General features: G+C 64.4%; 26 protein-coding genes. 17 read left to right on the top strand and 9 right to left on the bottom strand.

All coding sequences use genetic code 11. The features are described 5' to 3' along the window. Positions 1–122: 122 nt before the first annotated feature. Genes AC5Y2L_RS15530 through ltp2 form a run of 6 tightly spaced genes read left to right on the top strand, consistent with a single transcriptional unit; the run spans position 123 to position 6,079 of the window. Positions 123–1,376, top strand: a complete 1,254-nt coding sequence (locus tag AC5Y2L_RS15530; RefSeq protein ID WP_499935283.1) for a cytochrome P450 — start codon at positions 123–125, stop codon at positions 1,374–1,376. After that, positions 1,376–2,407 carry an acyl-CoA dehydrogenase family protein gene (locus AC5Y2L_RS15525; RefSeq protein ID WP_499935281.1) on the top strand — a complete coding sequence of 344 codons (1,032 nt, stop codon included), beginning with the start codon at positions 1,376–1,378 and terminating at the stop codon, positions 2,405–2,407. Before AC5Y2L_RS15530 ends, AC5Y2L_RS15525 begins: the two co-directional genes overlap by 1 nt. Then, positions 2,392–3,555 carry an acyl-CoA dehydrogenase FadE29 gene (gene fadE29, locus AC5Y2L_RS15520; protein ID WP_499935280.1) on the top strand — a complete coding sequence of 388 codons (1,164 nt, stop codon included), beginning with the start codon at positions 2,392–2,394 and terminating at the stop codon, positions 3,553–3,555. Before AC5Y2L_RS15525 ends, fadE29 begins: the two co-directional genes overlap by 16 nt. After that, entirely contained in the window at positions 3,552–4,511 is a 960-nt protein-coding gene (locus AC5Y2L_RS15515) for a bifunctional MaoC family dehydratase N-terminal/OB-fold nucleic acid binding domain-containing protein (RefSeq protein WP_499935278.1), read from the top strand. Before fadE29 ends, AC5Y2L_RS15515 begins: the two co-directional genes overlap by 4 nt. Continuing rightward, the gene (locus AC5Y2L_RS15510; RefSeq protein ID WP_499935277.1) at positions 4,508–4,909 is read left to right on the top strand and encodes a MaoC family dehydratase; all 402 of its coding nucleotides are present in this window, start codon (positions 4,508–4,510) and stop codon (positions 4,907–4,909) included. The genes AC5Y2L_RS15515 and AC5Y2L_RS15510 overlap by 4 nt, the downstream gene beginning before the upstream one ends. Further along, a complete protein-coding gene (gene ltp2, locus AC5Y2L_RS15505; protein WP_499935275.1) occupies positions 4,910–6,079 on the top strand; it encodes a 17-hydroxy-3-oxo-4-pregnene-20-carboxyl-CoA lyase in 1,170 nt (389 codons plus the stop codon). It begins immediately after the preceding gene. Between the two features lie 65 nt (positions 6,080–6,144). On the opposite strand, the gene AC5Y2L_RS15500 is transcribed toward ltp2, so the two are convergent. Beyond that, positions 6,145–6,372, bottom strand: coding sequence for a hypothetical protein (locus AC5Y2L_RS15500; protein WP_499935274.1), 228 nt, complete (start codon positions 6,370–6,372; stop codon positions 6,145–6,147). 315 nt (positions 6,373–6,687) lie between these two features. Here AC5Y2L_RS15500 and AC5Y2L_RS15495 point away from each other — a divergent pair, with 315 nt between their 5' ends. After that, the gene (locus AC5Y2L_RS15495) at positions 6,688–7,164 is read left to right on the top strand and encodes a DUF5994 family protein (RefSeq protein WP_499935273.1); all 477 of its coding nucleotides are present in this window, start codon (positions 6,688–6,690) and stop codon (positions 7,162–7,164) included. A gap of 26 nt (positions 7,165–7,190) precedes the next feature. On the opposite strand, the gene chsH3 is transcribed toward AC5Y2L_RS15495, so the two are convergent. Together chsH3 and kstD are read right to left on the bottom strand one after the other, a co-directional pair. Further along, the gene (chsH3, locus tag AC5Y2L_RS15490) at positions 7,191–8,054 is read right to left on the bottom strand and encodes an enoyl-CoA hydratase ChsH3 (protein WP_499935271.1); all 864 of its coding nucleotides are present in this window, start codon (positions 8,052–8,054) and stop codon (positions 7,191–7,193) included. A 1-nt stretch (position 8,055) separates the two neighbouring features. Beyond that, positions 8,056–9,744, bottom strand: a complete 1,689-nt coding sequence (gene kstD, locus AC5Y2L_RS15485) for a 3-oxosteroid 1-dehydrogenase (protein ID WP_499935270.1) — start codon at positions 9,742–9,744, stop codon at positions 8,056–8,058. A gap of 83 nt (positions 9,745–9,827) precedes the next feature. Here kstD and AC5Y2L_RS15480 point away from each other — a divergent pair, with 83 nt between their 5' ends. The 7 genes from AC5Y2L_RS15480 to AC5Y2L_RS15450 all read left to right on the top strand — a co-directional run bounded on the left by AC5Y2L_RS15480 (position 9,828) and on the right by AC5Y2L_RS15450 (position 16,195). Then, a complete protein-coding gene (locus AC5Y2L_RS15480; protein ID WP_499935269.1) occupies positions 9,828–10,613 on the top strand; it encodes a 2-keto-4-pentenoate hydratase in 786 nt (261 codons plus the stop codon). Positions 10,614–10,703: 90 nt separating this feature from the next. Beyond that, positions 10,704–11,636: an acetaldehyde dehydrogenase (acetylating) gene (locus AC5Y2L_RS15475; RefSeq protein ID WP_499935267.1), complete on the top strand. Its 933-nt coding sequence runs from the start codon at positions 10,704–10,706 to the stop codon at positions 11,634–11,636. Beyond that, entirely contained in the window at positions 11,633–12,691 is a 1,059-nt protein-coding gene (dmpG, locus tag AC5Y2L_RS15470) for a 4-hydroxy-2-oxovalerate aldolase (RefSeq protein ID WP_499935266.1), read from the top strand. The genes AC5Y2L_RS15475 and dmpG overlap by 4 nt, the downstream gene beginning before the upstream one ends. 52 nt (positions 12,692–12,743) lie before the next feature. Then, entirely contained in the window at positions 12,744–13,049 is a 306-nt protein-coding gene (locus AC5Y2L_RS15465; protein ID WP_499935264.1) for a hypothetical protein, read from the top strand. An 88-nt stretch (positions 13,050–13,137) separates the two neighbouring features. Next, positions 13,138–14,265, top strand: a complete 1,128-nt coding sequence (locus tag AC5Y2L_RS15460; RefSeq protein ID WP_499935262.1) for a hypothetical protein — start codon at positions 13,138–13,140, stop codon at positions 14,263–14,265. 2 nt (positions 14,266–14,267) lie between these two features. Continuing rightward, on the top strand, positions 14,268–15,050 hold the full coding sequence (locus tag AC5Y2L_RS15455) for an SDR family oxidoreductase (protein WP_499935457.1): 783 nt from the start codon (positions 14,268–14,270) through the stop codon (positions 15,048–15,050). After that, entirely contained in the window at positions 15,050–16,195 is a 1,146-nt protein-coding gene (locus tag AC5Y2L_RS15450; RefSeq protein WP_499935261.1) for a sulfotransferase family protein, read from the top strand. The genes AC5Y2L_RS15455 and AC5Y2L_RS15450 overlap by 1 nt, the downstream gene beginning before the upstream one ends. A 21-nt stretch (positions 16,196–16,216) precedes the next feature. On the opposite strand, the gene AC5Y2L_RS15445 is transcribed toward AC5Y2L_RS15450, so the two are convergent. Beyond that, entirely contained in the window at positions 16,217–16,507 is a 291-nt protein-coding gene (locus AC5Y2L_RS15445; RefSeq protein ID WP_499935260.1) for a hypothetical protein, read from the bottom strand. A 92-nt stretch (positions 16,508–16,599) separates the two neighbouring features. Between AC5Y2L_RS15445 and AC5Y2L_RS15440 the strand changes: the two genes are divergently transcribed. Further along, positions 16,600–17,193, top strand: coding sequence for a TetR/AcrR family transcriptional regulator (locus AC5Y2L_RS15440; protein WP_499935258.1), 594 nt, complete (start codon positions 16,600–16,602; stop codon positions 17,191–17,193). On the opposite strand, the gene AC5Y2L_RS15435 is transcribed toward AC5Y2L_RS15440, so the two are convergent. Further along, positions 17,194–17,640, bottom strand: a complete 447-nt coding sequence (locus AC5Y2L_RS15435) for a hypothetical protein (RefSeq protein ID WP_499935257.1) — start codon at positions 17,638–17,640, stop codon at positions 17,194–17,196. A gap of 5 nt (positions 17,641–17,645) precedes the next feature. Further along, a complete protein-coding gene (locus AC5Y2L_RS15430) occupies positions 17,646–18,809 on the bottom strand; it encodes a 3-ketosteroid-9-alpha-monooxygenase, oxygenase component (protein WP_499935256.1) in 1,164 nt (387 codons plus the stop codon). A 126-nt stretch (positions 18,810–18,935) separates the two neighbouring features. Here AC5Y2L_RS15430 and AC5Y2L_RS15425 point away from each other — a divergent pair, with 126 nt between their 5' ends. Next, the gene (locus AC5Y2L_RS15425; protein ID WP_499935255.1) at positions 18,936–19,460 is read left to right on the top strand and encodes a gamma carbonic anhydrase family protein; all 525 of its coding nucleotides are present in this window, start codon (positions 18,936–18,938) and stop codon (positions 19,458–19,460) included. 110 nt (positions 19,461–19,570) lie between these two features. Then, complete coding sequence (locus AC5Y2L_RS15420) at positions 19,571–19,855, top strand: hypothetical protein (protein ID WP_499935253.1); 285 nt, start codon at positions 19,571–19,573, stop codon at positions 19,853–19,855. Positions 19,856–19,954: 99 nt separating this feature from the next. Here AC5Y2L_RS15420 and AC5Y2L_RS15415 read toward each other — a convergent pair whose 3' ends face one another. Genes AC5Y2L_RS15415 through AC5Y2L_RS15405 form a run of 3 tightly spaced genes read right to left on the bottom strand, consistent with a single transcriptional unit; the run spans position 19,955 to position 22,640 of the window. Next, complete coding sequence (locus tag AC5Y2L_RS15415) at positions 19,955–20,386, bottom strand: nuclear transport factor 2 family protein (protein ID WP_499935252.1); 432 nt, start codon at positions 20,384–20,386, stop codon at positions 19,955–19,957. Further along, positions 20,383–21,576: a thiolase family protein gene (locus AC5Y2L_RS15410; RefSeq protein ID WP_499935250.1), complete on the bottom strand. Its 1,194-nt coding sequence runs from the start codon at positions 21,574–21,576 to the stop codon at positions 20,383–20,385. The genes AC5Y2L_RS15415 and AC5Y2L_RS15410 overlap by 4 nt, the downstream gene beginning before the upstream one ends. Next, positions 21,576–22,640: a thiolase family protein gene (locus AC5Y2L_RS15405; protein ID WP_499935249.1), complete on the bottom strand. Its 1,065-nt coding sequence runs from the start codon at positions 22,638–22,640 to the stop codon at positions 21,576–21,578. The genes AC5Y2L_RS15410 and AC5Y2L_RS15405 overlap by 1 nt, the downstream gene beginning before the upstream one ends.

Here is a 22,640-nt window from a genome sequence, read left to right as displayed (position 1 = left end):
CGACGGCTCGACAGGTCTTTTGTCCTGCGGTTACGGCATGTTTTACTGGCAGCAGAGCGCAACTAGTACAGCTAGTGCCAGCAATTCGCGAATCGGCGCAGCCAGCAGTAAGGAGAAGTAGCGTGCCCAGTCCCAATCTCGCCCCCGGGTTCGATTTCACCGACCCCGACATCTATGCCGAGCGGATCCCGGTCGAGGAGTTTGCCGAACTGCGCGCGACCGCCCCGATTTGGTGGAACGAGCAGGCCCCCGGCAATGGAGGTGGCTTCCACGACGGCGGCTTCTGGGCCGTCACCAAGCTCAACGACGTCAAGGAGGTGTCGCGGCGCAGCGACGTCTTCTCCAGCTACGAGAACGGGGTCATACCTCGCTTCAACAACGACATCGCCCGCGAAGACATCGAGGTCCAGCGGTTCGTCATGCTCAACATGGACGCGCCGCACCACACCCGGCTGCGCAAGATCATCTCCCGCGGTTTCACGCCGCGCGCCGTCGAGCGACTGCGCGAGGAGCTCAATGAGCGTGCTCAGAAAATCGCCCAAACGGCGGCCGCCGCCGGCTCCGGCGATTTTGTCGAGCAGGTCTCCTGCGAGCTGCCGCTGCAGGCGATCGCGGGTTTGCTGGGTGTGCCGCAGGACGACCGCGGCAAGATCTTCGAATGGTCCAACGAGATGACCGGGAACGACGACCCCGAGTACGCCCATATCGACCCGAAGATGTCGTCGGCGGAGTTGATCGGCTACGCGATGAAGATGGCCGAGGAGCGAGCCAAGAATCCGGGCGACGACATCGTGACGCAGCTGATCCAGGCCGACATCGACGGTGAGAAGCTTTCCGACGACGAGTTCGGCTTCTTCGTGGTGATGCTCGCGGTAGCCGGCAACGAGACCACCCGTAATTCCATTACGCAGGGGATGATGGCGTTCGCCGAATTCCCCGAGCAGTGGGAGCTGTACAAGAAGGAGCGGCCGGAGACCGCAGCCGACGAGATTGTCCGGTGGGCCACCCCGGTCACCTGCTTCCAGCGCACCGCGCTGGAGGACTACGAGCTGTCCGGCGTCCAGATCAAGAAGGGCCAGCGGGTGCTGATGTTCTACCGCTCGGCCAACTTCGACGAAGAGGTCTTCGAGGACCCATTCAGCTTCAACATCATGCGCAATCCGAACCCCCATGTCGGCTTCGGTGGTACCGGTGCGCACTACTGCATCGGCGCTAACCTGGCCCGGATGACGATCAACCTGATCTTCAACGCGGTGGCCGACCACATGCCAGACCTCAAGCCGCTTTCGCCGCCCGAACGGCTGCGGTCCGGCTGGCTCAACGGGATCAAGCACTGGCAGGTGGACTACACCGGAAAGTGCCCGGTGAATCACTGATGGATTTCGACCCGACGGCGACGCAGCAAGCCGTCGCCGACGTAGTCACGTCGGCACTGGAGCGAGACGTCTCATGGCAGGCGCTTGTCGACGGCGGCATAACCGCGCTGCCGGTCCCCGAACGACTCGGCGGTGACGGTGTCGGGCTGGCCGAAGTGGGCACGGTGCTGACCGAAGTGGGGCGCCATGGTGCCATCACGCCGGCACTTGCCACGCTGGGTCTTGGCGTGGTGCCGCTGCTGGACCTGGCTTCCGATGAGCAACAGGATCGGTTCTTGGCCGGAGTCGGCAAGGGCGGTGTGTTGACCGCCGCACTCAACGAACCCGGTGCGGCCCTGCCCGGCCGGCCGGCAACCACCTTCGCCGACGGTCGGTTGTCCGGTACCAAAGTCGCGGTGGCGTACGCCGAACAAGCCGACTGGATGCTGGTGACGGCCGACAGCGCGGTCGTGGTGGTGTCGCCGAAAACCGATGGGGTGCAACTGGTTCGGACGCCGACGTCGAACGGCTCCGAGGAGTACGTCGTGACTTTCGGTGACGTGGCGGTGCCGGGCTCCGATGTCCTGGCCGGCGCGGCACCCCATCGGGTCAACCGATTGGCGTTGGCGGCCATCGGTGCCTACGCCAACGGGCTGGTCGCGGGGGCGCTGCGCTTGACCGCTGACTATGTGGCCAACCGCAAGCAGTTCGGCAAGCCACTGTCGACCTTCCAGACCGTCGCCGCGCAGCTCGCGGAGGTTTACATCGCTTCGCGCACCATCGATTTGGCGGCGAAGTCGGTGATCTGGCAATTATCTGAAGAAGGCCGGCCCGCCGCTGCCGCCGAAGACGACTTGGACGTGCTCGGGTATTGGGTGACCTCGCAGGCGCCGCCGGTGATGCAGATCTGCCATCACCTGCACGGCGGGATGGGGATGGACGTCACGTATCCGATGCACCGCTATTACTCCACGATCAAAGACCTGACCCGGCTGCTGGGTGGGCCATCTCATCGCCTGGATCTCCTTGGAGTGCAATGTTCATCGACCTGACGCCGGAGCAGCGCCAGCTGCAAGCCGAGCTGCGCCAATACTTTTCGAACCTGATCTCGTCTGACGAGATGAAGGCGATGGAGCAGGACCGCCACAACGCGGCTTACCGCGCGGTGATCCGGCGGATGGGCCAAGACGGCAAGCTCGGCGTCGGATGGCCAAAGGAGTTCGGCGGCTTGGGCTTCGGTCCGATCGAGCAGCAGATCTTCGTCAACGAGGCGCATCGGGCCGACGTGCCGTTGCCGGCGGTGACGCTGCAAACGGTGGGCCCCACCCTGCAGGTGTATGGCAGCGAAATGCAGAAGAAAAAGTTTCTGCCGGCCATTCTCGCCGGTGAGGTGCACTTCGCGATCGGCTACACCGAGCCGGACGCGGGCACCGACCTGGCATCCTTGCGCACCACGGCCGTCCGCGACGGCGATCACTACATTGTCAACGGCCAGAAAATCTTCACCACCGGCGCGCATGACGCCGACTACATCTGGCTGGCGTGCCGCACCGACCCGGATGCCGTGAAACACAAAGGTATTTCGATCCTGATCGTCGACACCAAGGATCCAGGGTATTCCTGGACGCCGATCATCCTGTCCGACGGCGCGCACCACACCAATGCCACCTACTACAACGACGTGCGGGTGCCGGCCGACATGCTGGTCGGTGAGGAGAACGGCGGCTGGCGGCTGATCACCACTCAGCTCAACAACGAGCGGGTGATGTTGGGCCCGGCGGGCCGCGTCGCAGGCATCTACGACCGGCTACGTGCGTGGGCTTCCAAGCCGGGCGGCGATGGCGTGACGCCGATCGACCACCACGACGTGAAGCGTGCGCTTGGCGAAATCCATGCGATGTGGCGAATCAACGAGCTGCTCAATTGGCAGGTGGCGGCCGCGGGCGAGGACATCAACGTGGCCGATGCCGCGGCGACGAAAGTGTTTGGCACCGAGCGGATTCAGTACATCGGACGCCTCGCGGAGGAGGTCGTCGGCAAGTATGGTAATCCGGCGGAGCCGGCCACCGCTGAGCTGCTCAATTGGCTCGACGTCCAGACCAAACGCAACCTGGTGATCACCTTCGGTGGAGGAGTGAACGAAGTGATGCGCGAGATGATCGCCGCGTCGGGCCTCAAGGTGCCGAGGGTGCCTCGATGACCGGCGGGACCGACATTCAGGACGCCGTCGCGGAGATCAAGGCGGCCGGTGCCGCCAAGCCGCGGGCGGCCCGCGATCCGGTGAACCAGCCGATGATCAACAACTGGGTCGAGGCGATTGGCGACCGTAACCCGATCTATGTGGACGAGGACGCCGCCCGCGCCGCCGGTCACCCGGGAATTGTGGCGCCGCCGGCCATGATTCAGGTCTGGACCATGTTCGGACTGGGCGGCTCCCGCCCGGACGACGATCCCATGGGCCCCATGATGAAGTTGTTCGACGAGGCCGGGTATATCGGCGTCGTCGCCACCAACTGCGAACAGACCTACCACCGGTACCTGCAGCCCGGCGAGCAGGTCAGCATCACCGCCGAGATGGGCGACGTGGTCGGGCCCAAGCAGACCGCGCTTGGCGAGGGCTATTTCATCAACCAGCACATCATCTGGCGCGTCGGCGACGAAGACGTGGCCGAGATGAACTGGCGTATCTTGAAATTCAAGCCCGCGGACGGTGCCGCGCGTAGTTCGGTGCCTGAGGATCTCGACCCCGACGCCCTGATGCGGCCGTCGTCATCGCGCGACACCGCGTTCTTCTGGGACGGGGTCAAGGCACACGAACTGCGGATCCAGCGGCTCGCGGACGGGAGTCTGCAACACCCGCCCGTACCGGCGGTGTGGCAGGACGCCGCCGCGCCGATCGACTACGTGGTGTCCAGCGGTCGCGGCACGGTGTTCAGCTTCGTGGTGCATCACGCGCCCAAGGTGCCCGGCCGCACTTTGCCGTTCGTTATCGCTTTGGTCGAGCTGGAGGAGGGCGTCCGGATGCTGGGTGAGCTCCGTAACGTCGAGCCCGCTGAGGTCACGATCGGAATGCCGGTCCGCGCAACGTATATCGACTTCCCGGCGGGCAGCAGCGGCCCGGAATGGGCGCTATACGCCTGGGAGGCTGACGCATGAGCACGCCGGTGGTGGAAGTGGGCACGGCGCTGCCCGAGCTGAAACTGTATGGGGACCCGACGTTCATCATCTCGACGGCGTTGGCTACCCGTGACTTTCAGGACGTCCATCACGACCGGGACAAAGCCGTCGCCAAGGGCTCCAAGGACATCTTTGTCAACATCCTTACGGACACCGGGCTGGTGCAGCGTTATGTCACCGATTGGGCTGGGCCGTCGGCGCTGATCAAGTCGATCGGCCTACGGTTGGGCGTGCCGTGGTACGCCTACGACACGGTGACCTTCTCCGGCGAGGTGACCGCGGTGGACGATGGGTTGATCACGGTAAAAGTGCTGGGCGCCAACAGCCTTGGCAATCATGTCATCGCGACGGTGACGCTGACGATGGGGGACGCCTAGATGTTGTCCGGTAAGGCGGCCATCGTCGGGATCGGTGCCACCGACTTCTCCAAGAACTCCGGCCGCAGCGAGCTGCGACTGGCGGCCGAGGCGGTGCTGGACGCACTCGACGACGCCGGGCTCAGTCCGGCCGATGTCGACGGGCTGACCACGTTCACCATGGACACCAACACCGAAATAGCCGTCGCACGTGCGACCGGTATCGGCGAGTTGAAGTTCTTCTCCAAGATCCACTATGGCGGCGGTGCGGCATGTGCGACCGTGCAGCATGCGGCGATGGCCGTTGCCACCGGCGTGGCCGACGTGGTGGTGGCTTACCGGGCATTCAACGAGCGGTCCGGCATGCGGTTCGGTCAGGTTCAGACTCGTCTGGTGGGAGATGCTGGGGCCCAAGCGGATTCAACTGCCGCCGACAATTCCTTCTCCTATCCGCACGGGCTGTCTACACCCGCGGCTCAGGTCGCTATGATCGCCCGGCGGTACATGCATCTCTCCGGTGCGACCAGCCGGGATTTCGGCGCCATCTCGGTGGCCGACCGCAAACACGCCGCCAACAACCCGAAGGCCTATTTCTACGAAAAGCCGATAACCATTGAGGATCACCAGAACTCGCGGTGGATCGCCGAGCCGTTGCGACTGCTGGACTGTTGCCAGGAGACGGACGGTGCGGTGGCAATCGTGGTCACATCGGTGGAGCGGGCGCGCGACCTCAAGCAGCGCCCTGCCGTCATCGAGGCGGCGGCGCAGGGTTCTAGCCCTGACCAGTACACGATGGTCAGCTACTACCGGCCCGAATTAGGACTGCCGGAAATGGGTCTGGTGGGGCGGCAGTTGTGGAAGCAGTCCGGACTTTCGCCGGCCGACATCCAGACCGCGGTGCTCTATGACCACTTCACGCCGTTCACGCTGATTCAGTTGGAGGAGTTGGGATTCTGCGAGCGGGGTGAAGCCAAGAACTTCATCGCCGGCGGAGCCATCGAGGTGGGTGGCCGGCTTCCGATCAACACCCACGGCGGTCAGCTCGGCGAGGCCTACATCCACGGCATGAACGGCATCGCCGAAGGCGTGCGGCAACTGCGTGGCACTTCGGTGAACCCGGTGCCCGGTGTCGAGCATGTGCTCGTCACCGCGGGGACGGGCGTGCCGACCTCTGGTTTGATCCTGGGCTGAACTCGCCGAGCAGACGTAAAATCCCCCAAAACACCGAGGTTTGGGGAATTTTACGTCTGTTCACCCTACTTCGGGAATCTGCGGACCAGCTCGTTCTCTCCGAACGTGCTGGTATGTTGCAGGCCCTGGTCATCACGGCCGAAGAATGTCCATTGCCTGGGAATCTTGTGCGGCGCCCCGATTAGCTTGACCGTAAATCGCAGCTGCCCGGGGCGCGTCGCACCGATGACGTCACCGACCCTTATCTCCGACGGATGAATCTCCGGTGCATCCTGCCAGCTAGATAGGGCCATGTCATCATCCTCACGTCGGTTACCCCACACTACCCTGAATCCTCAACATCCTCGGAACGGCCAACCTGCGGCCATGCTCTGGTCCACATTCGCGAACGCAATGTCGAGCACCCAACCCCGCGTCCGTTGGCCGCCGAGCAGCGGACGGCGTATGGTGAGACCCGAGTTGTTTCGTTGTCAGCGGTGTCCCGTGGTATTTCCCGCGAATGACACGCACGGGCAATGTGATTCCTCCGGCCGCCCTGCGCACGCGGGGCGTTCGACGCCGACCGCGAAGGAACCGCCCGTGGATCGTCCCAACCTCGCGCGCCGGCCATGAACTATATGGTCGAGCGCCGACGCCGCACTACGGCCATCCGGCTATCGGTGGCTCGCGACCTCGGCCGGGCGATCGACGGCGCCTGGTGGCCACGCGTGCATCGCATCTCCAACGAATTGCCCGGCCTAGTCGCGGTGCTTACCCCGCAGCTCGGGAACATCAGTTCCGTCAACGTGAACTGGTCACCTATACAGGCTCCGCCCGACTTCAACTGTCCGGGATGGGAAGGCAAACGCCAGCACGTCATGACGGTCAAGGGGTGCGACGCCTGCGTCAACCTCCTGATAGTTCCGTACGCCACATACAGCGCGTTGGCCCTGATGGTGTTGCGCTGCGCTGCCGACCTGCCTATCGACGCTGCGGATCGCAAGAAACCTGCATTCCTCACCGCCGACTGCATACTCCGGACGGCCTACCGACAATGTGCCGCCGACCGTCCGGCCGATGAAACGCAAAGGCTGCCAAAACCGTAGAGTTGGGCAGCCTGGCGTCTGCTAACCTACTTCGGCACCAGCTCGACGCCGGAGAGCACGACGGCGTTGTCGCGCGAAGGCGCGACAACGCTTGCTATGAAACGGCCTTCGCCCTTCCAGATGTTGACCTGCAGTGTCTCGCCAGGGAAGGCTACGCCCGCGAAACGTGCGCCGTAAGCGGCGACAGCACCCGCGTCTCCGTCCAAGAGCGCGTCGGTGATGGCTTTACACGTCATGCCGTACGTGCATAGGCCGTGCAGGATGGGCTGGTGAAAGCCTGCCGCAGCGGCGAATTCGGGATCCGAGTGCAATGGGTTGCGATCGCCGCACAGCCGATACAGCAGCGCTTGCTGCGGCAGAATCGGCATCGCGACTTTCATGTCCGGGTCCCGCTCCGGTGCGGCATCCGACGACCCCGACGGTCCTCGGTCGCCGCCGAATCCGCCCTCGCCGCGGGCGTAGATCGACCGCTTCTGCGTCCACAGCAATGTGCCGTCGGGTGCGGTCACCTGTGTTTCGCTCCAGATCACCGCGGCCTTGCCTTTGTCCCAGATGTCGGTGAACCGGGTCATCGACCGGCCGGAGCCCGAAGGGGGAAGCGGCGCAGGCACTTCCACCCGCTCGCTGGCGTGCAGCACCTTGCTCAGCTCGATATCGATGCCGGGAAACCGCACGGTGGGCGGCGTGGTCTGGTGGAAGGTGGCGGCAACATTGCCGAACGTCGGCAGCACCTGCGGGGTGTCGTCCACCAGGTAGCGCAACTCGCGGGGGTCCATGGGATCCGCGCCGGCACCCAGACCCAGATGGTAGAGCTGCACATCACTGCTGGTCCAAGAGAATTCGATGGGCTCCAGCACCGCGGCCAGCGCGACGTCGACGTCGATCGGCATGTCAGGCCTTCCCAGTCTCAGCGATGTGCAGCGCCGCCAGGTAGCCGAACGTCATGGCCGGACCGATGGTGCCGCCCGGGCCGGGATAGGTGTGTCCCATCACCGGAGCGCTGACATTGCCTGCCGCATAGAGACCTTCGATGACGCTGCCGTCGTCGCGCAGCGCACGAGCGTGGACGTCGGTGCGAATCCCACCTTTGGTGCCCAGATCACCCGGCACCATCTTGGCGGCGTAATACGGCGGATGACTGATCTCACCGAGGTTCGGATTGGGCTTGTTGGTGGGGTCTCCGTAATACCTGTCGTAGGCGCTTTCGCCGCGGTGGTACTCCTCGTCAACCCCTGAGCGGGCAAAGCCGTTGAAACGCTGCACGGTCGCGGCCAGTTCGGCGGCGGGCAGCCCGGCCTTTTCGGCAAGCTCCTCCAGTGTGTCCGCCTTGACGATGACGCCGGATTCCAGCCACTTGCGTGGAATACGTTGTCCTGGCTGCAGTCCCGCGAAGATGTAGCGATCCCGGTATTGCTGGTCGAACACCAGCCAGGCGGGTATGTTCTCACCGGGCCCGGGCCCCTGGCCGTATTTCCCGCCGTACATGTTATGACCGGCCTCGACGTAGGGCATCGATTCGTTCATGAACCGCTTGCCCGACATGTTGACCATGATCGCGCCCGGTGAGTTGCGTTCCGACAGCGCGATCCACGGCGCGCCCGCTAGGGGTACCGTCGGGATCCACCAGGCGTCTTCCATCAAATCCAGTGCTGCGCCTAGCTTTTCGCCTGCGATGATTCCTTCACCGGTGTTCGCTTTGGCGCCCACCGTCCAGTCGGTGGTGATGGGGGCGCGCTGGTACTTGACTCGCATCTGCTCGTTGTGTTCGAAGCCACCCGACGCCAAGATGACCCCGCGCCGAGCGCGGATCAGTCGCGGCTCAGCCGATTCCGACGCCGTGGTGTCGCGGACATAGACGCCGCGCACCACCTCGTCCTCGACGTAGAGGTCGGTGAGCGCCGTGTTGAGCACAACCGGAACCCCGGCCTGCTGCAACCCAATTCGCAACGGACCGATCAGCGCCCGTCCCATGCCGACGAGGTTCTTGCCGGTCGCCTTCGCCCACATGGTGCGGGCGCCGACCTTCAGGCTGCGCAGCACACCGCGCGGGTGACGCTTGAGCAAGTTCAGCCGCACGTAATCCTGTTGCATCACAACGACATTGAGTGGAACCTTGCCATACGCAGGCTCCAGCCCGGCTTCGTCGGGGCCGAGCTTGCGGGCGTTGAACGGCTTCGGCTCGATCGAACGACCATCCGGCCGACCACCCGGCGCCTCGGGGTAGTAGTCGGAATAGCGCGGCACCCAGCACATCTTCAGTGGGCTGTGCTTGAGGACGAAGGAGAGCATCTCCGGTCCGCGCTCGAGGTAGGTGTCGATGCGTTCCGGTTCGACGATGTCACCGATGATGCCGTGCAGATAGGTACGCGCCGCCTCAGGCGTGTCCTTGACCCCGTCGCGCTTGAGGACCTCGTTGTTGGGAATCCACACGCCGCCGCCCGAGCGCGCGGTTGACCCGCCGTAGTGGGAGGCTTTTTCGATGACTACTGTCGAGAGGCCTCGGTGGGCGGCAGTGAGGGCAGCGACCATGCCGGCGCCGCCGCTTCCGACCACGACGACGTCGTACTCCTGTGCTGTCATGTAGAACACGTTATAGAATTGCCCGGGTTAGGCGCTACTGGCCCGGTCACGATCACTCCGGTAAGACGAGGGGACTTCGGTAAATGCTCTCAGTTGCGGTCCGCGACGAGCTGGCCGCCGACCTGGCCCAGGCTGAGCGGAGCCGGGAGCCGATTGCCCCGTTGACGGCCGGTTACCCCGACATCGACGTCGTCGACGCGTATGAGATCCAGCTGATCAACATCCGTCAGCGGGTGGCCGAGGGCGCCCGGGTGGTGGGTCACAAGGTGGGCCTGTCGTCGAAGGCTATGCAGCAGATGATGGGCGTCGACGAGCCCGATTACGGGCATTTGCTCGACGAGATGGAGGTCTTCGAGGACGTCCCGGTCAAGGCCGCCAGGTATCTGTACCCGCGGGTCGAGGTGGAGGTGGGTTTCATCCTGGCCGCCGACCTGCCGGGGGCCGGTTGCACCGAGGACGATGTCCTGGCCGCGACCGAGGCGTTGGTCCCGTCCATCGAGCTGATCGACACCAGGATCACCGACTGGAAGATCGCGCTGTGCGACACGATCGCCGACAATGCGTCGTCGGCGGGCTTTGTGCTGGGTAAGGCGCGGGTACCGCCGGCAGACATCGATGTCAAGGCCGTCGACGCGACCCTGACCCGCAACGGCGAGGTGGTCGCGCAGGGCCGCAGCGACGCGGTGCTGGGCAATCCGGTCACGGCGGTGGCATGGTTGTCCCGCAAGGTGGAAAGTTTCGGCGTGCGCCTGCGCAAAGGTGACATCGTGTTACCCGGATCGTGCACACGAGCGATCGACGCCCGCGCCGGTGATGAGTTCATCGCCGAGTTCGCCGGTCTGGGCGCGGTTCGTTTGTCGTTTGAATAACGAGCGATCGCAAGCGCGGCGTAGCCGGGCGCAGCGGGTCGCGAGCAATTGAATACAGCGGCGGGTCGCGACCGTCGAGTAAGGAGCATCATGCCTGCTAAGGCCAGTGTTGCGATTGTGGGTTCGGGAAATATCAGCACCGACCTGCTCTACAAGCTGCTTAGGTCGGAGTGGCTGGAACCGCGCTGGATGGTCGGCATCGACCCGGACAGCGAAGGCCTGGCGCGCGCCCGCAAGCTGGGCTTGGAAACGACCCACGAAGGCGTCGACTGGCTGCTGGGCCAGCCCGAGAAACCCGATCTGGTGTTCGAGGCCACCAGCGCGTATGTGCACAAGGATGCGGCGCCGAAGTACGCGGCCGCAGGCATCCGGGCGATCGATCTGACGCCGGCCGCGGTGGGCCCGGCGGTGATCCCGCCGGCCAACTTGCGCGAACATCTTGACGCCCCGAACGTCAACATGATCACCTGCGGGGGACAGGCGACGATTCCGATCGTGTACGCGGTGAACCGCGCGGTCGCCGACCTGGGCGGGGTGCCGTATGCCGAGATCGTGGCCTCGGTCGCCTCGGTGTCTGCGGGGCCGGGCACCCGGGCCAACATCGACGAGTTCACCAAGACGACCAGCAAGGGCGTCGAAACGATCGGCGGCGCCAAGCGCGGTAAGGCGATCATCATCTTGAACCCCGCCGAACCGCCGATGATCATGCGCGACACCATCTTCTGCGCCATCCCCGAGGACGCCGACACCGACGCGATCGCCACCTCGATCCACGAGGTGGTGGCCGAGGTGCAGAGTTACGTGCCGGGTTATCGGTTGCTCAACGAGCCGCAGTTCGACCAGCCGTCGATCAACTCCGGTGGCCGGGCGGTGGTGACCACGTTCGTCGAGGTCGAGGGCGCCGGAGACTATCTGCCCCCGTATGCGGGAAACCTCGACATCATGACCGCGGCGGCCACCAAAGTGGGCGAGGAGATCGCCAAGGAAACCTTGTCGGCAACCGCAGGAGGGGTGCAGCGATGACTACCGACATCTTCTTCAACCCGGTCTGGGACGTCCGGATGACCGACACGTCGCTGCGAGACGGGTCGCACCACAAACGCCACCAGTTCACCAAGGACGAGGCGGGCGCCATCGTGGCCGCCCTAGACACCGCGGGTGTGCCGGTCATCGAGGTCACCCATGGTGACGGGCTTGGCGGCTCGAGCTTCAACTACGGGTTTTCCAAGACTCCCGAGCAGGAGCTGATCAAGCTCGCCGCCGAAACCGCCAAAGAGGCCAAGATCGCCTTTTTGATGTTGCCCGGGGTGGGCACCAAGGAAGACATCAAGGAGGCTCAGGACAACGGCGGGTCGATCTGCCGGATCGCCACGCACTGCACCGAAGCCGACGTCTCGATCCAGCATTTCGGGTTCGCTCGCGACCTGGGCCTGGAGACGGTCGGTTTCCTGATGATGGCGCACACCATTCCGCCGGAGAAACTGGCGGCTCAAGCCCGGATCATGGCTGATGCCGGCTGCCAGTGCGTCTATGTCGTCGACTCGGCCGGGGCGTTGGTGCTGGAAGGGGTGCGCGACCGGGTCGCGGCACTGGTCGCCGAGCTGGGTGACGACGCCCAGGTCGGCTTCCACGGCCACGAAAACCTCGGCTTGGGTGTGGCAAATTCTGTCGAGGCCGTCCGCGCGGGCGCCAAGCAGATCGACGGCTCATGCCGCCGGTTCGGCGCAGGTGCGGGCAACGCGCCGGTGGAGGCGCTGATCGGGGTATTCGACAAGATTGGCGTCAAGACTGGCATCGACTTCTTCGACATCGCCGATGCCGCCGAGGATGTGGTGCGACCGGCCATGCCCGCTGAATGCCTGCTCGACCGCAACGCCCTGATCATGGGGTACTCCGGGGTCTACTCCAGCTTCCTCAAGCACGCCGTGCGCCAATCGGAACGCTACGGGGTGCCCGCCCACCAACTGCTGCACCGCGCCGGTCAGCGCAAGCTCATCGGCGGCCAGGAAGACCAACTCATCGACATCGCGCTAGAGATCAAACGGGAGCAAGAAAGCGGCGCCGCAGCTACCCGCTAGCGGGTCCGTCGCGCACAGCTGGCGCAAAGGTACTGCGGGTAACCTGACCCGCATGGGTACGACATCCAACACAATCGGCCGACGTCGCCGCGGGCCGTACCGTCTGCTCGCCGGTGGAATGCTGGCTGCCGCAGCTTCGGTGATGATTGCGTTGCCGGTGGCCAGCGCGGATCCGCCATGCAACAAGACCGTGGGTGAATCGATCGACCAGTACCTGCAGCGGCATCCCGACCTGCACCAGCAGTTGCAGGCCAGATCGCAGGCAGAGGGCGGCAACGGCAACGTCATGGACTACCTGAATCGGCATCCCGATGTGCGGCAGCATCTGATCGACCTGTCGCAGCAGTGCGCCCCCTAGTGAGTCGGCCTCGTCGGTGAACGCCGCCCGCGACACGCGAGAATGTTCGCCATTGACGAAAAAGTAGAACACGTTCTAGCGTCTAGGCGTGTTCTCCGATCCGCTTACCGCTGCGATCGCGGAGGCCGAGCAGTTGGTGGCCGCCGCACCGCACATCGAGACCGAAGCCGACCTGCTTGAGGGACTGCAATACCTGGCCGGGTGCATCGCCGGCTGTATGCATCTGGCATTCGACTACGAGCGTGACCACCCTTTCCTACAGTCGGGGACGGGGCCGTTCACCAAGATGGGCCTGGACAACCCCGACACCCTCTACTTCGGCACCCGGGTTCAGGCCGACCGCGATTATGTGGTCACCGGTAAACGCGGCACCACCACCGACCTGAGCTTCCAGCTGCTGGGCGGCGAGTACACCGACGACAATGTGCCCGCCAGCCAGGCTGCGTTCGACGACCGGGAACTCGATATCGCCGAGGACGGCAGCTTCGAGTGGCGCCTGCGGCCCACCAGCCCCGGCCAACTGGTGATCCGCGAGGTATACGGTGACTGGTCCGCGCAGCGTGGGACGCTCGCCATCTCGCGACTGGACACCGCAGGTACCGCGCCACCCCCGCTGACCCGAGAAACCATCGAAAAGCGTTATGCCACAGCGGGAAAGCAACTCGTCAACAGGGTGAAGACGTGGCTGCAGTTTCCGCAGTGGTTCTATCTCAAGATCCCGGTCAACACCATGGTCCCGCCGCGATTGACCCCGGGCGGGCTGGCCACGCAGTATTCGTCGGTCGGGCATTTCGAGCTGCGTCCCGACCAGGCGCTGGTGATCACGGTGCCGGTAAGCGATGCCCCTTACCTGGGTTTCCAACTGGGTAGCATGTGGTACATCTCGCTGGACTACATCAACCATCAGACATCGTTGAACAACACTCAGGCTCAAGCGGATCCGGATGGCAAGGTCCGCATCGTCGTCGCCGACCAGAATCCCGGGGTGACCAACTGGGTGGAAACGCTCGGTCATCGGCGCGGCTTCCTGCAGTTCCGTTGGCAGCGGGTATCGCGTGAGCTCACCGACGCCGACGGGCCCACCGTCGAACTCGTCGACTTCGACGCGGTTTCGGCCGCGCTGCCGTATCTGGAACACAACAAGATTTCCGACGATGATTGGCGCGCACGAATTGCACTGCGCCAACAACAAATTGCGGCAAGGATGCTGGGATGACGGTGACCGGAATGCTCGCGGACAAAGTGGTCGTGATCAGCGGTGTCGGGCCCGGACTTGGGACCACACTGGCGCACCGGTGCGCCCGTGAGGGCGCCGACCTGGTGCTGGCGGCCCGCAGCGCGGAGCGGCTCGACGACGTCGCCAAGCAGATCGTCGACACCGGACGCCGGGCGGTGCCGGTGCCCACCGACATCACCGACGACGACCAGGTGAGCAACCTCGTCGACGCCGCGCTGGAGTCCTACGGCAAGGTGGACGTGCTGATCAACAACGCGTTCCGGGTGCCGTCGATGAAACCGTTGGCGGGCACCACGTTTCAGCACATCCGGGACGCGATCGAACTCAGCGCGCTCGGGGCATTGCGTCTCATTCAGGGCTTCACGCCTGCCCTCGCGGAGTCGCACGGCTCGATCGTCAACGTCAACTCCATGGTCCTGCGGCACTCCCAAGCGAAGTACGGCGCGTACAAGATGGCCAAATCGGCACTGCTGGCCATGTCGCACTCGCTGGCCACCGAGCTTGGCGAGAAGGGTATCCGGGTCAATTCCGTTGCACCCGGCTATATCTGGGGCGACACCTTACAGAGCTACTTCAACCATCAAGCCGGCAAGTACGGCACCACGGTGGACCAGATCTACCAGGCCACCGCCGCCAACTCCGACCTCAAGCGGCTGCCGACCGAGGACGAGGTGGCGTCGGCCATCCTGTTCATGGCCAGCGACCTGTCCAGCGGCATCACCGGGCAAACCTTGGACGTCAACTGCGGGGAGTACCACAACTAATGAGCGATCGCACCGATATCGGCACGGTCGACGAACTGCATGCATCGGCGACCAAGCTGACCGGGCTCGACGATTTCGGCACCGACGACGACAACTACCGCGAAGCGCTGCAGGTGCTGCTGGACTCGTATCGGCGGGAAGCCAATCTAACCCCGTTGGGCAGCAAGATGAATCGGTTCTTCCTGCGTGGCGCGCTGGTGGCCAGACTGCTGTCCGAATCCGCGTGGAAGCAGTATCCGCAGTACGCTGACGTCGTCATCGAACGGCCTATCTTCGTCACCGGCCTGGTCCGTACCGGCACGACGGCACTGCATCGGCTGCTCGGCGCCGACCCGGCCCATCAGGGACTGCATATGTGGCTGGCCGAATTCCCCCAGCCGCGGCCGCCGCGGGAAACCTGGGAGTCGAACCCGTTGTATCGCCAACTCGACGAGCAGTTCAACCGCCATCACGCCGAGAACCCCGGCTACACCGGCCTGCATTTCATGGCGGCATACGAGCTCGAGGAATGCTGGCAGCTGCTGCGGCAGTCACTGCATTCGGTCTCCTATGAGACGCTGGCGCATTTACCCAGTTACGCGCACTGGCTATCCAAGCAGGACTGGACGCCGTCGTATCAACGGCACCGCAAAAACCTGCAGCTGATCGGGCTTAACGACGCTGAAAAGCGTTGGGTGCTCAAGAATCCCAGCCATCTGTTCGCGCTGGACGCGTTGATGGCGACCTACCCCGACGCGCTGGTGGTGCAGACCCACCGGCCGGTCGAGACCATCATGGCGTCGATGTGTTCGCTGGCTCAGCACACCGCCGACGGCTGGTCGACGACGTTCGTCGGCGCCCAGATCGGCGCTGATGCGATGGATACCTGGTCGCGGGGCCTGGAGCGGTTCAACACCGCTCGCGCCAAATATGATCCGGCCCAGTTCTATGACGTCGACTATCGCGACTTGATTTCCGACCCGCTCGGCACGGTGGCCGACATCTACCGCCATTTCGGCCTGACGCTCACCGAGGAGGCCCGGCAAGCGATGGCTGACAGCCATGCTCAGAGTCAATCCGGCGAGCGCGCGCCGAAGCACACGTATTCGCTTGCTGACTATGGGCTCTCGGTTGAGGCGGTCAAGGAGCGCTTCGCCGGGCTGTGACACATTCACGGTGCCCACGCATTAGGCCTCGATTCGTTGCGGCCCGAACCACACACCGTCGGGATCCCCGACCGCGCCGGCCCGTTCGCGCGCTGCGGCCAGCTCCGCTGATGTCGCGAACTGCTTTGCGGCAGTGAAGTTCTCCATGTCCATGACGACGATGACGACATTCGGGTCGGTGCCGTCCACATAGGTGCCGGTCACCACCAAGCCGTGTCGTCGCCGAACGGCATCGAGTGCGGGATCGCGAAACACGGCCTGCCATCGGTCGATGCTGGCGACGCGTTGTTTGACCAGCATGACTCCGGTCATAGCCACCTCCTTATCGCCCAAGTTATGTCTACAGTCGTAGACATAACGCCAATACTAGCGCCCTCGTCAGGATGATGTCTACAGTCGTGGACATGAGCCAGCAGCGCAAAAATTCCGCCGATGTGCCGCCCCGTCGCCGCGATGCCGCTGCCACCAGATCTCGGCTGCTACACGCGGCGCGGGAATTGTTTCTCCGCCATGGCTACAGCGCGGTCGGCCTTCGCGAGGTGGCGGCTCAAGCGGGGGTGGATGTGACCCTGGTACGCCGCTATTTCGGCTCCAAGCAACAGCTGTTCATGCAAGCCACCGACGTCTCCGAGAACGTCGACGAGATCCGAAACGCCAGCGACGATACGCTGGGACGGCAATTGATTGCACGCGTGCTCGCGGCCCGCCAAGATATCGATGCCCCTCTGTTCGCACTGCTACGGTCCAGCGGGGATCCGGCGGTGGTGGCCCGCCTCAATTCCCAACTCGATGCGGGCCTCACCCGCAACCTGACCAAGCGGATCACCGCGGACCACCGCAGGATTCGCGCCGACATGGTCACGGCGCTGCTCCTGGGCATCGGCGTACAACGCGTGCTGCTACAAAAGAAGCCTATGACCAGCGCGCACGACAGCGACATCGCTGCGGTGTTCGTCGAAGCATTCGAAGCGATAACGAAACTGCCCCAGGGCAATTGACTAGCTGTCGTCCGTGTCGGGATCCAGATAGCCCTCAGCGACGGCGTGCTCGATGCTGTCACTCAGCCTCGGGCAGGCCCTGGTGCGAGCGGTATCTCCACCGGAGGCACGCACTTCGGCGAAGTATGCGCATCGCTGCGATGCGTCGCTATTCCATTGCACCGCAGTATGACCGGGTCCCAGCCTTTTGACCGTGACCGTCACATGACAGAAGCGGCAATCCACTGGCCGCAGACCGGAGGTCAGATAGCGCTCACGGTCCGCGCGGCTGGCCTCGCGGACGGCAGCTGCGCGTTGCGGGTCGTCGGCGAAATCTCTTGACTTAGACCAGGGTCCAGCGCGGCCGTCCGCCGGGGATGCTCCGTCATGATCGTGACCGCCACCATGCAATAGCAGCATCGACCGGGCCAGCCGATCGACGTCGGGAACCCCCGGTACGTCGGACATAGCGGTCAGTGCTGCTCGGCGGGCACTTCGTCGGCGGCCGGCTCCGCATCGCGCGCCTTCAGGTTTGCCGCGACCTCGGCGTTCCAGAACTCGTTGGCGCGCGTGGTGTCGACCTCAATCTCGAAGCGCTCCACCATTTCCGGCTTGATGTCCGCCACGTCGACATAGAACTGCTCATACCAGCGTCGCAGTTGATACACCGCGCCGTCCTCTTCGACCAGCAACGGATTGTCGATCCGGGTCTTGTGCTTCCAGATCTCGACATCTTGCAGGAAGCCCTTGCTGACCCCGTCGGTGAACACCCGGGACAGCTTGTCAGTCATCTTCTCGTCCATGCCTTTTGGCTTTTCGACGATGACTCCCCACTGCAGCACGAAAGAGTTCTGGGTCACCGGGTAGTGGCAGTTGATCAGGATTGATTCGGCCTTGTAATCGCCGTATTTGTTGTGCAGCCAGTTGATCATGAACGACGGCCCGAAGTAGGACGCTTCCGAGTCCAGGTGCGCTTCGCCGTAAGAGGTGCCCAAATCGTCGACGTCGGGCCGGCCCACGTTGTGCAGGTATTGCGAGGCGACGTGGCCCTCGAAGACGTTCTTGAAATACGTCGGCAACCCGAAGTGGATGTAGAAGAAGTGCGCCATATCGGTGACGTTGTCGATGATGTCGCGGCAGTTGGAACCCTCGATGAGGATGCTGTTCCACCGCCAGTCGGTCCATTCATCGCTGGCCGCCTCCGGAATCTCGGGGATTCTGACTGCCGGGTCCGGCGGATTGCCTTCGTGGTCGTGCCAGACGAACAGCAAGCCGCTGCGCACATCAGTGGTCCACGACCGGGTGCGAGCCATTCGGGGCGTGCGCTTGGCGTACGGCACCAGCTTGCACCGGCCGTCACCGCCCCAGCGCCAGTCGTGGAATGGGCAGGCCACCTCGTCGCCCTTGATGGTGCCCTCGGACAGGTCGCCGCCCATGTGTCGGCAGTAGGCGTCCAGGACCTTCAGCTCGCCTTGCGAGTCGGCGAAAACCACCAGCTTGGTGCCGAACGCCTGGATCGCGTGCGGTTTCCCGTCCAAGTAGTCCTTCGCGACGCCCAGGCAGTGCCAGCCGCGGGCATACCTGGTCGGCAACGTGCCGGAATCGATCTCCCGGACGCCGACGGTGTCGGTACTCACCTGGTCACCTCCAAGTTTCTGGCCTCTAACTAGAACACGTTACAGTTTTGGGACTGGCGAGCGCAACGACGGCGGGTCGCGCTGTGTTGGCTCGGGGCGTATCAATGCCTGCGGTATATCTAGACGATGCCGCTGTTTGCTTTCGAGGGTAGGGCGCCGCGCATCGACCCCAGCGCCTTCGTCGCCCCGACCGCCACCCTGATCGGCGATGTGACCGTCGAGGCGGGAGCCTCGGTGTGGTTCAACGCCGTGTTGCGCGGGGACTACGGGCCGATCGTGGTGCGGGAAGGCGCCAATGTACAGGACGGATCGGTGTTGCACGCACCGCCCGGTATCCCCGTCGACATCGGACCGGGAGCGACGGTGGCGCATATGTGCGTCATTCACGGGGTGCACGTCGGCTCGGAGGCCCTGATCGCCAACCACGCCACCGTGCTGGACGGCGCGGTCATCGGCGCCCGCAGCATGATCGCGGCCCATTCGCTGGTGGTGGCCGGCACTCAAATACCGGGCGGCGTACTGGCCATGGGCGCGCCCGCTCAGGTGAAGGGGCCGATCGCTGGAACCGGGGCCGAGATGTGGATCAACCTCAACCCGCAGGCCTACCGCGAGCTGGCTCAGCGGCATCTGGCGGGACTGGAACCGCTTTAGCCCGTCGGTGCTCGACAGCGTGGCTTCAAGGATTCGCCAAGCATGTGCCAAGTCGCACCCGGATCGTTGCGGTCAAGAAAGTTTCCGCAGCCAGCACGAGGTGAACCGATATGTCCAACCCTTCGACCACTCTGCCGAAAGCAGACGACACCTTCCAGCTCAACGACGTTGAACTGCGCACCCCCACGCTCATCACCGAGCAACAGGTGCGATTCAGCACCGCGGCGGCGCTGTCAGCTCCGACTCGGCGCACACGCAATGCCGGTTTCGTGGCAGCGATGCGGCGCTTGTTCGCGGTCTCACCGGAGTCGACGCGTCCGGAGCGACGCCACCACGCCCGGCGCTACACGTTCCTGGAAAACGCGCTCATGGCGCGCGAGATGGATCGACTCTGACGATTACGAGCTCGGCCTGGGGGTGGGCAGCTCGGCCGCCCGACTGTGAAGTTTGCGACGCTCCACCGGCATGTCGCGTCGTCAGATTCACAATCGGCGTCAGCTCAACACCTTCCGCGCCGACGCTGCGGCGCGTTCCATCTCCCAGTAGGCGCGCAACGCGACCAGTCGGCCCGCGTCATCCGCCTTATAGGTGAACACGCCTTCCGCGGTGATCTGGTAATCGCCCGTCGTGATGAGGATGTGCCCGACGTTGGCTTCTTCGTTGCCGCATTGATAGGTATCGCGAAAAACGAACTCGATCTTGTCGGTAGGGGCGATGGCCCGATCCCAAAACGCCGCTATTGCGTCGCGCCCGCGATGACCGTTGCCTTCGGGGTCGAAAGCCGATGGCCCGATGGGATCTTCGACGATGGCGTCGTCGGCGAACACCGCCAGCCAGGCCTCTTTGTCCCTGGCCTGCACCGCCTCGCGGGAGCGACGGCCGGCCTCGTGCGCGGGGTGCTTGACCTTGGTCTGCTGTTGGCTCATCCGACTTCCTTTGCCGGCTTGTCGCTGCCGACCACCCACATGGAGTAATACTGTGAGCCACCACCGTAGGCATGCCCCAAGGCTTTTCGCGCCCCCGGCACCTGGTGGTCCCCGCCCTTGCCCATCACCTGGATCGCGGCCTCGGCAAAGCGGATCAGCCCCGAGGCACCGATCGGGTTCGACGACAGCACACCGCCCGACGGGTTCACCGGTAGTCGGCCGCCGATCGCGGTCTCGCCGGCCTCGGTGAGCTTCCAGCCCTCCCCTTCAGGGGCAAATCCTAGGTTTTCCAACCACATCGGCTCGAACCAGGAGAACGGCACATAGATCTCGGCGGCGTCGATCTCGTCGATCGGGCTGGTGATGCCGGCCGCCTTCCACAGCGCGGCGGCCGCGTCGCGCCCGGCCTGTGGGCTGACCTGGTCGCGCCCGGCGAATTGCAGTGGCTCGGTACGGAGCGCGGTGGCATGGATCCACGCCACCGGATTCCCTTGCGCCAGTTGCGCTTCGGCGATTTCCTCATTGCCGATCACCACCGCGCAGGCGCCGTCGGAGGACGGGCAGGTCTCGTCGTAGCGGATGGGGTCCCACAGCATGGGCGACGCCATCACCTTCTCCACGGTGATGTCAGGCTGGTGCAGATGTGCCAGCGGGTTGCGGGCGCCGTTGAGCCGGTCCTTGACCGCGACCATGGCGCCGATGTTCAACGGTGCGCCTGAGCGGCGAATGTACGAACGCACGTGCGGGGCGAAATAGCCGCCCGCGCCCGCCCCCACAGGCTTGATGAACGGGATCGGAATGGACAACGCCCACATCGCATTTGACTCGGACTGCTTCTCCCAGGCCATCGCCAGCACGCGCCGGTACTTGCCGGACTGCACCAGGCTCGCCGCCACCACGCCGGTGGATCCACCGACCGAACCCGCGGTATGGACCCGGATCAGTGGCTTGCCGGTGGCACCCACAGCATCGGCCATGAACAGCTCCGGCATCATCACGCCCTCGAAGAAATCGGGCGCCTTGCCGACGACCACAGCGTCGATGTCGTCGAACGTCGAGCCGGAATCGGCCAGGGCCCGGTCGATGGCCTCGCGTACCAGGCCGTTCATCGAGACATCCTGGCGCTTGGCCACATACTTTGTCTGGCCGGTACCCAGTACCGCGGCCAGATTCGCTCCTGCGCCGGCCATCAGTTCTTACCCTCCATGACCGCGACCAGATTCTGTTGCAGCGCGGGCCCGCTGGTCGCGTGCGCCAGCACCCGCCGTGCCGAACCATTCCAGATATGCTGCGCCGCAAAGCCGATGCGTTCAAGGCCGGCGACGAACATGGGGTTGGCCGCCAGCGCGCCGCCGGACGGATTCACCTTCGTCTTTCCGGGGATCCTGATTGCCTCCGCGAGGATCAGGTGCTGGTGGGTGAACGGCGCGCAAATCTCGGCTACGTCGAGGTTGCCGGTGTTTCCCCCGGTGGCCGCTCGGGCCGCTGCCTGCGTCGACGGCGACTCGGTGATGTCGCGCACGCCCAGGGACGGGGATTCGATGCGGTGTTCGATACCGGTGATCCAGGCCGGGTTTTCGCGCAACTCGCGCGCCCGGTCGTCGGCGGCGAGCACGATGGCCGCGGCGCCGTCGGTGATCGGGGCGATGTCGTGCCGGCGCAGTGGGTCGGCGAAGAACGGCCGTTCGAGTAGTTCCTCGACATTGACTGCCGGTTCCACCGAGTCAACCCGCCGTGCGTTTGCGAACGAGTCGAACGCAACGCGTGCCATCTGCAATTCGTTCCACTTGCCCGATTCCAGCCCTATGCGGGCTTGCAGTCCCGCCATCGATACCGAGTCCGGCCACAGCGGCGCGACGGTGTACGGGTCGGTCTGCCGCGACAAGACACGCCGCAGGACTCCCGCAGAGGGTTTGCCGAAGCCGTAAACCAGCGCGGTATCGACCTCGCCGGTGAGGATTTTGATGTAGGCCTCGTAAAGTGCCCACGCCGCGTCCATCTCGACGTGCGACTCGTTGATCGGCGGCACCGCGCCAATCGAGTCGATCGCCGAAATGAACGAAAACGCGCGTCCGGCAAGGTAATCCGAGGAGCCGGAACACCAGAACCCGATGTCGGCCTTGGTGATCCCCAGATCCTGGTAGAGCTGGGCGAAGCATGGCATCAACATCTCGACGCCGTTGGTGGTGCCGTCGGTGCGGCGGACATGCGGCGCGTGGGCAAAGCCGACGACCGCAACGTTGCGAGCGCTCAT

This window comes from Mycobacterium sp. NGS66, from assembly GCF_059812225.1.
The sequence above is the reverse complement of the archived record's forward strand: the minus strand, read 5'-3'. Positions and strand labels throughout refer to the sequence as shown.

What these genes read in the sequence shown, in the direction of transcription:
- fadE29 (WP_499935280.1), top strand. Translation starts at nt 2,392, where the DNA reads ATGTTCATCGACCTGACGCCGGAGCAGCGCCAGCTGCAAGCCGAGCTG.
- AC5Y2L_RS15410 (WP_499935250.1), bottom strand. Translation starts at nt 21,576, where the DNA reads ATGGCCGGCGCAGGAGCGAATCTGGCCGCGGTACTGGGTACCGGCCAG.
- AC5Y2L_RS15445 (WP_499935260.1), bottom strand. Translation starts at nt 16,507, where the DNA reads ATGACCGGAGTCATGCTGGTCAAACAACGCGTCGCCAGCATCGACCGA.
- ltp2 (WP_499935275.1), top strand. Translation starts at nt 4,910, where the DNA reads ATGTTGTCCGGTAAGGCGGCCATCGTCGGGATCGGTGCCACCGACTTC.
- AC5Y2L_RS15450 (WP_499935261.1), top strand. Translation starts at nt 15,050, where the DNA reads ATGAGCGATCGCACCGATATCGGCACGGTCGACGAACTGCATGCATCG.
- AC5Y2L_RS15435 (WP_499935257.1), bottom strand. Translation starts at nt 17,640, where the DNA reads ATGTCCGACGTACCGGGGGTTCCCGACGTCGATCGGCTGGCCCGGTCG.
- chsH3 (WP_499935271.1), bottom strand. Translation starts at nt 8,054, where the DNA reads ATGCCGATCGACGTCGACGTCGCGCTGGCCGCGGTGCTGGAGCCCATC.
- AC5Y2L_RS15510 (WP_499935277.1), top strand. Translation starts at nt 4,508, where the DNA reads ATGAGCACGCCGGTGGTGGAAGTGGGCACGGCGCTGCCCGAGCTGAAA.
- kstD (WP_499935270.1), bottom strand. Translation starts at nt 9,744, where the DNA reads ATGACAGCACAGGAGTACGACGTCGTCGTGGTCGGAAGCGGCGGCGCC.
- AC5Y2L_RS15465 (WP_499935264.1), top strand. Translation starts at nt 12,744, where the DNA reads ATGGGTACGACATCCAACACAATCGGCCGACGTCGCCGCGGGCCGTAC.
- AC5Y2L_RS15425 (WP_499935255.1), top strand. Translation starts at nt 18,936, where the DNA reads ATGCCGCTGTTTGCTTTCGAGGGTAGGGCGCCGCGCATCGACCCCAGC.
- AC5Y2L_RS15515 (WP_499935278.1), top strand. Translation starts at nt 3,552, where the DNA reads ATGACCGGCGGGACCGACATTCAGGACGCCGTCGCGGAGATCAAGGCG.
- AC5Y2L_RS15480 (WP_499935269.1), top strand. Translation starts at nt 9,828, where the DNA reads ATGCTCTCAGTTGCGGTCCGCGACGAGCTGGCCGCCGACCTGGCCCAG.
- AC5Y2L_RS15440 (WP_499935258.1), top strand. Translation starts at nt 16,600, where the DNA reads ATGAGCCAGCAGCGCAAAAATTCCGCCGATGTGCCGCCCCGTCGCCGC.
- AC5Y2L_RS15415 (WP_499935252.1), bottom strand. Translation starts at nt 20,386, where the DNA reads ATGAGCCAACAGCAGACCAAGGTCAAGCACCCCGCGCACGAGGCCGGC.
- AC5Y2L_RS15495 (WP_499935273.1), top strand. Translation starts at nt 6,688, where the DNA reads ATGAACTATATGGTCGAGCGCCGACGCCGCACTACGGCCATCCGGCTA.
- AC5Y2L_RS15525 (WP_499935281.1), top strand. Translation starts at nt 1,376, where the DNA reads ATGGATTTCGACCCGACGGCGACGCAGCAAGCCGTCGCCGACGTAGTC.
- AC5Y2L_RS15500 (WP_499935274.1), bottom strand. Translation starts at nt 6,372, where the DNA reads ATGGCCCTATCTAGCTGGCAGGATGCACCGGAGATTCATCCGTCGGAG.
- AC5Y2L_RS15420 (WP_499935253.1), top strand. Translation starts at nt 19,571, where the DNA reads ATGTCCAACCCTTCGACCACTCTGCCGAAAGCAGACGACACCTTCCAG.
- AC5Y2L_RS15475 (WP_499935267.1), top strand. Translation starts at nt 10,704, where the DNA reads ATGCCTGCTAAGGCCAGTGTTGCGATTGTGGGTTCGGGAAATATCAGC.
- dmpG (WP_499935266.1), top strand. Translation starts at nt 11,633, where the DNA reads ATGACTACCGACATCTTCTTCAACCCGGTCTGGGACGTCCGGATGACC.
- AC5Y2L_RS15405 (WP_499935249.1), bottom strand. Translation starts at nt 22,640, where the DNA reads ATGAGCGCTCGCAACGTTGCGGTCGTCGGCTTTGCCCACGCGCCGCAT.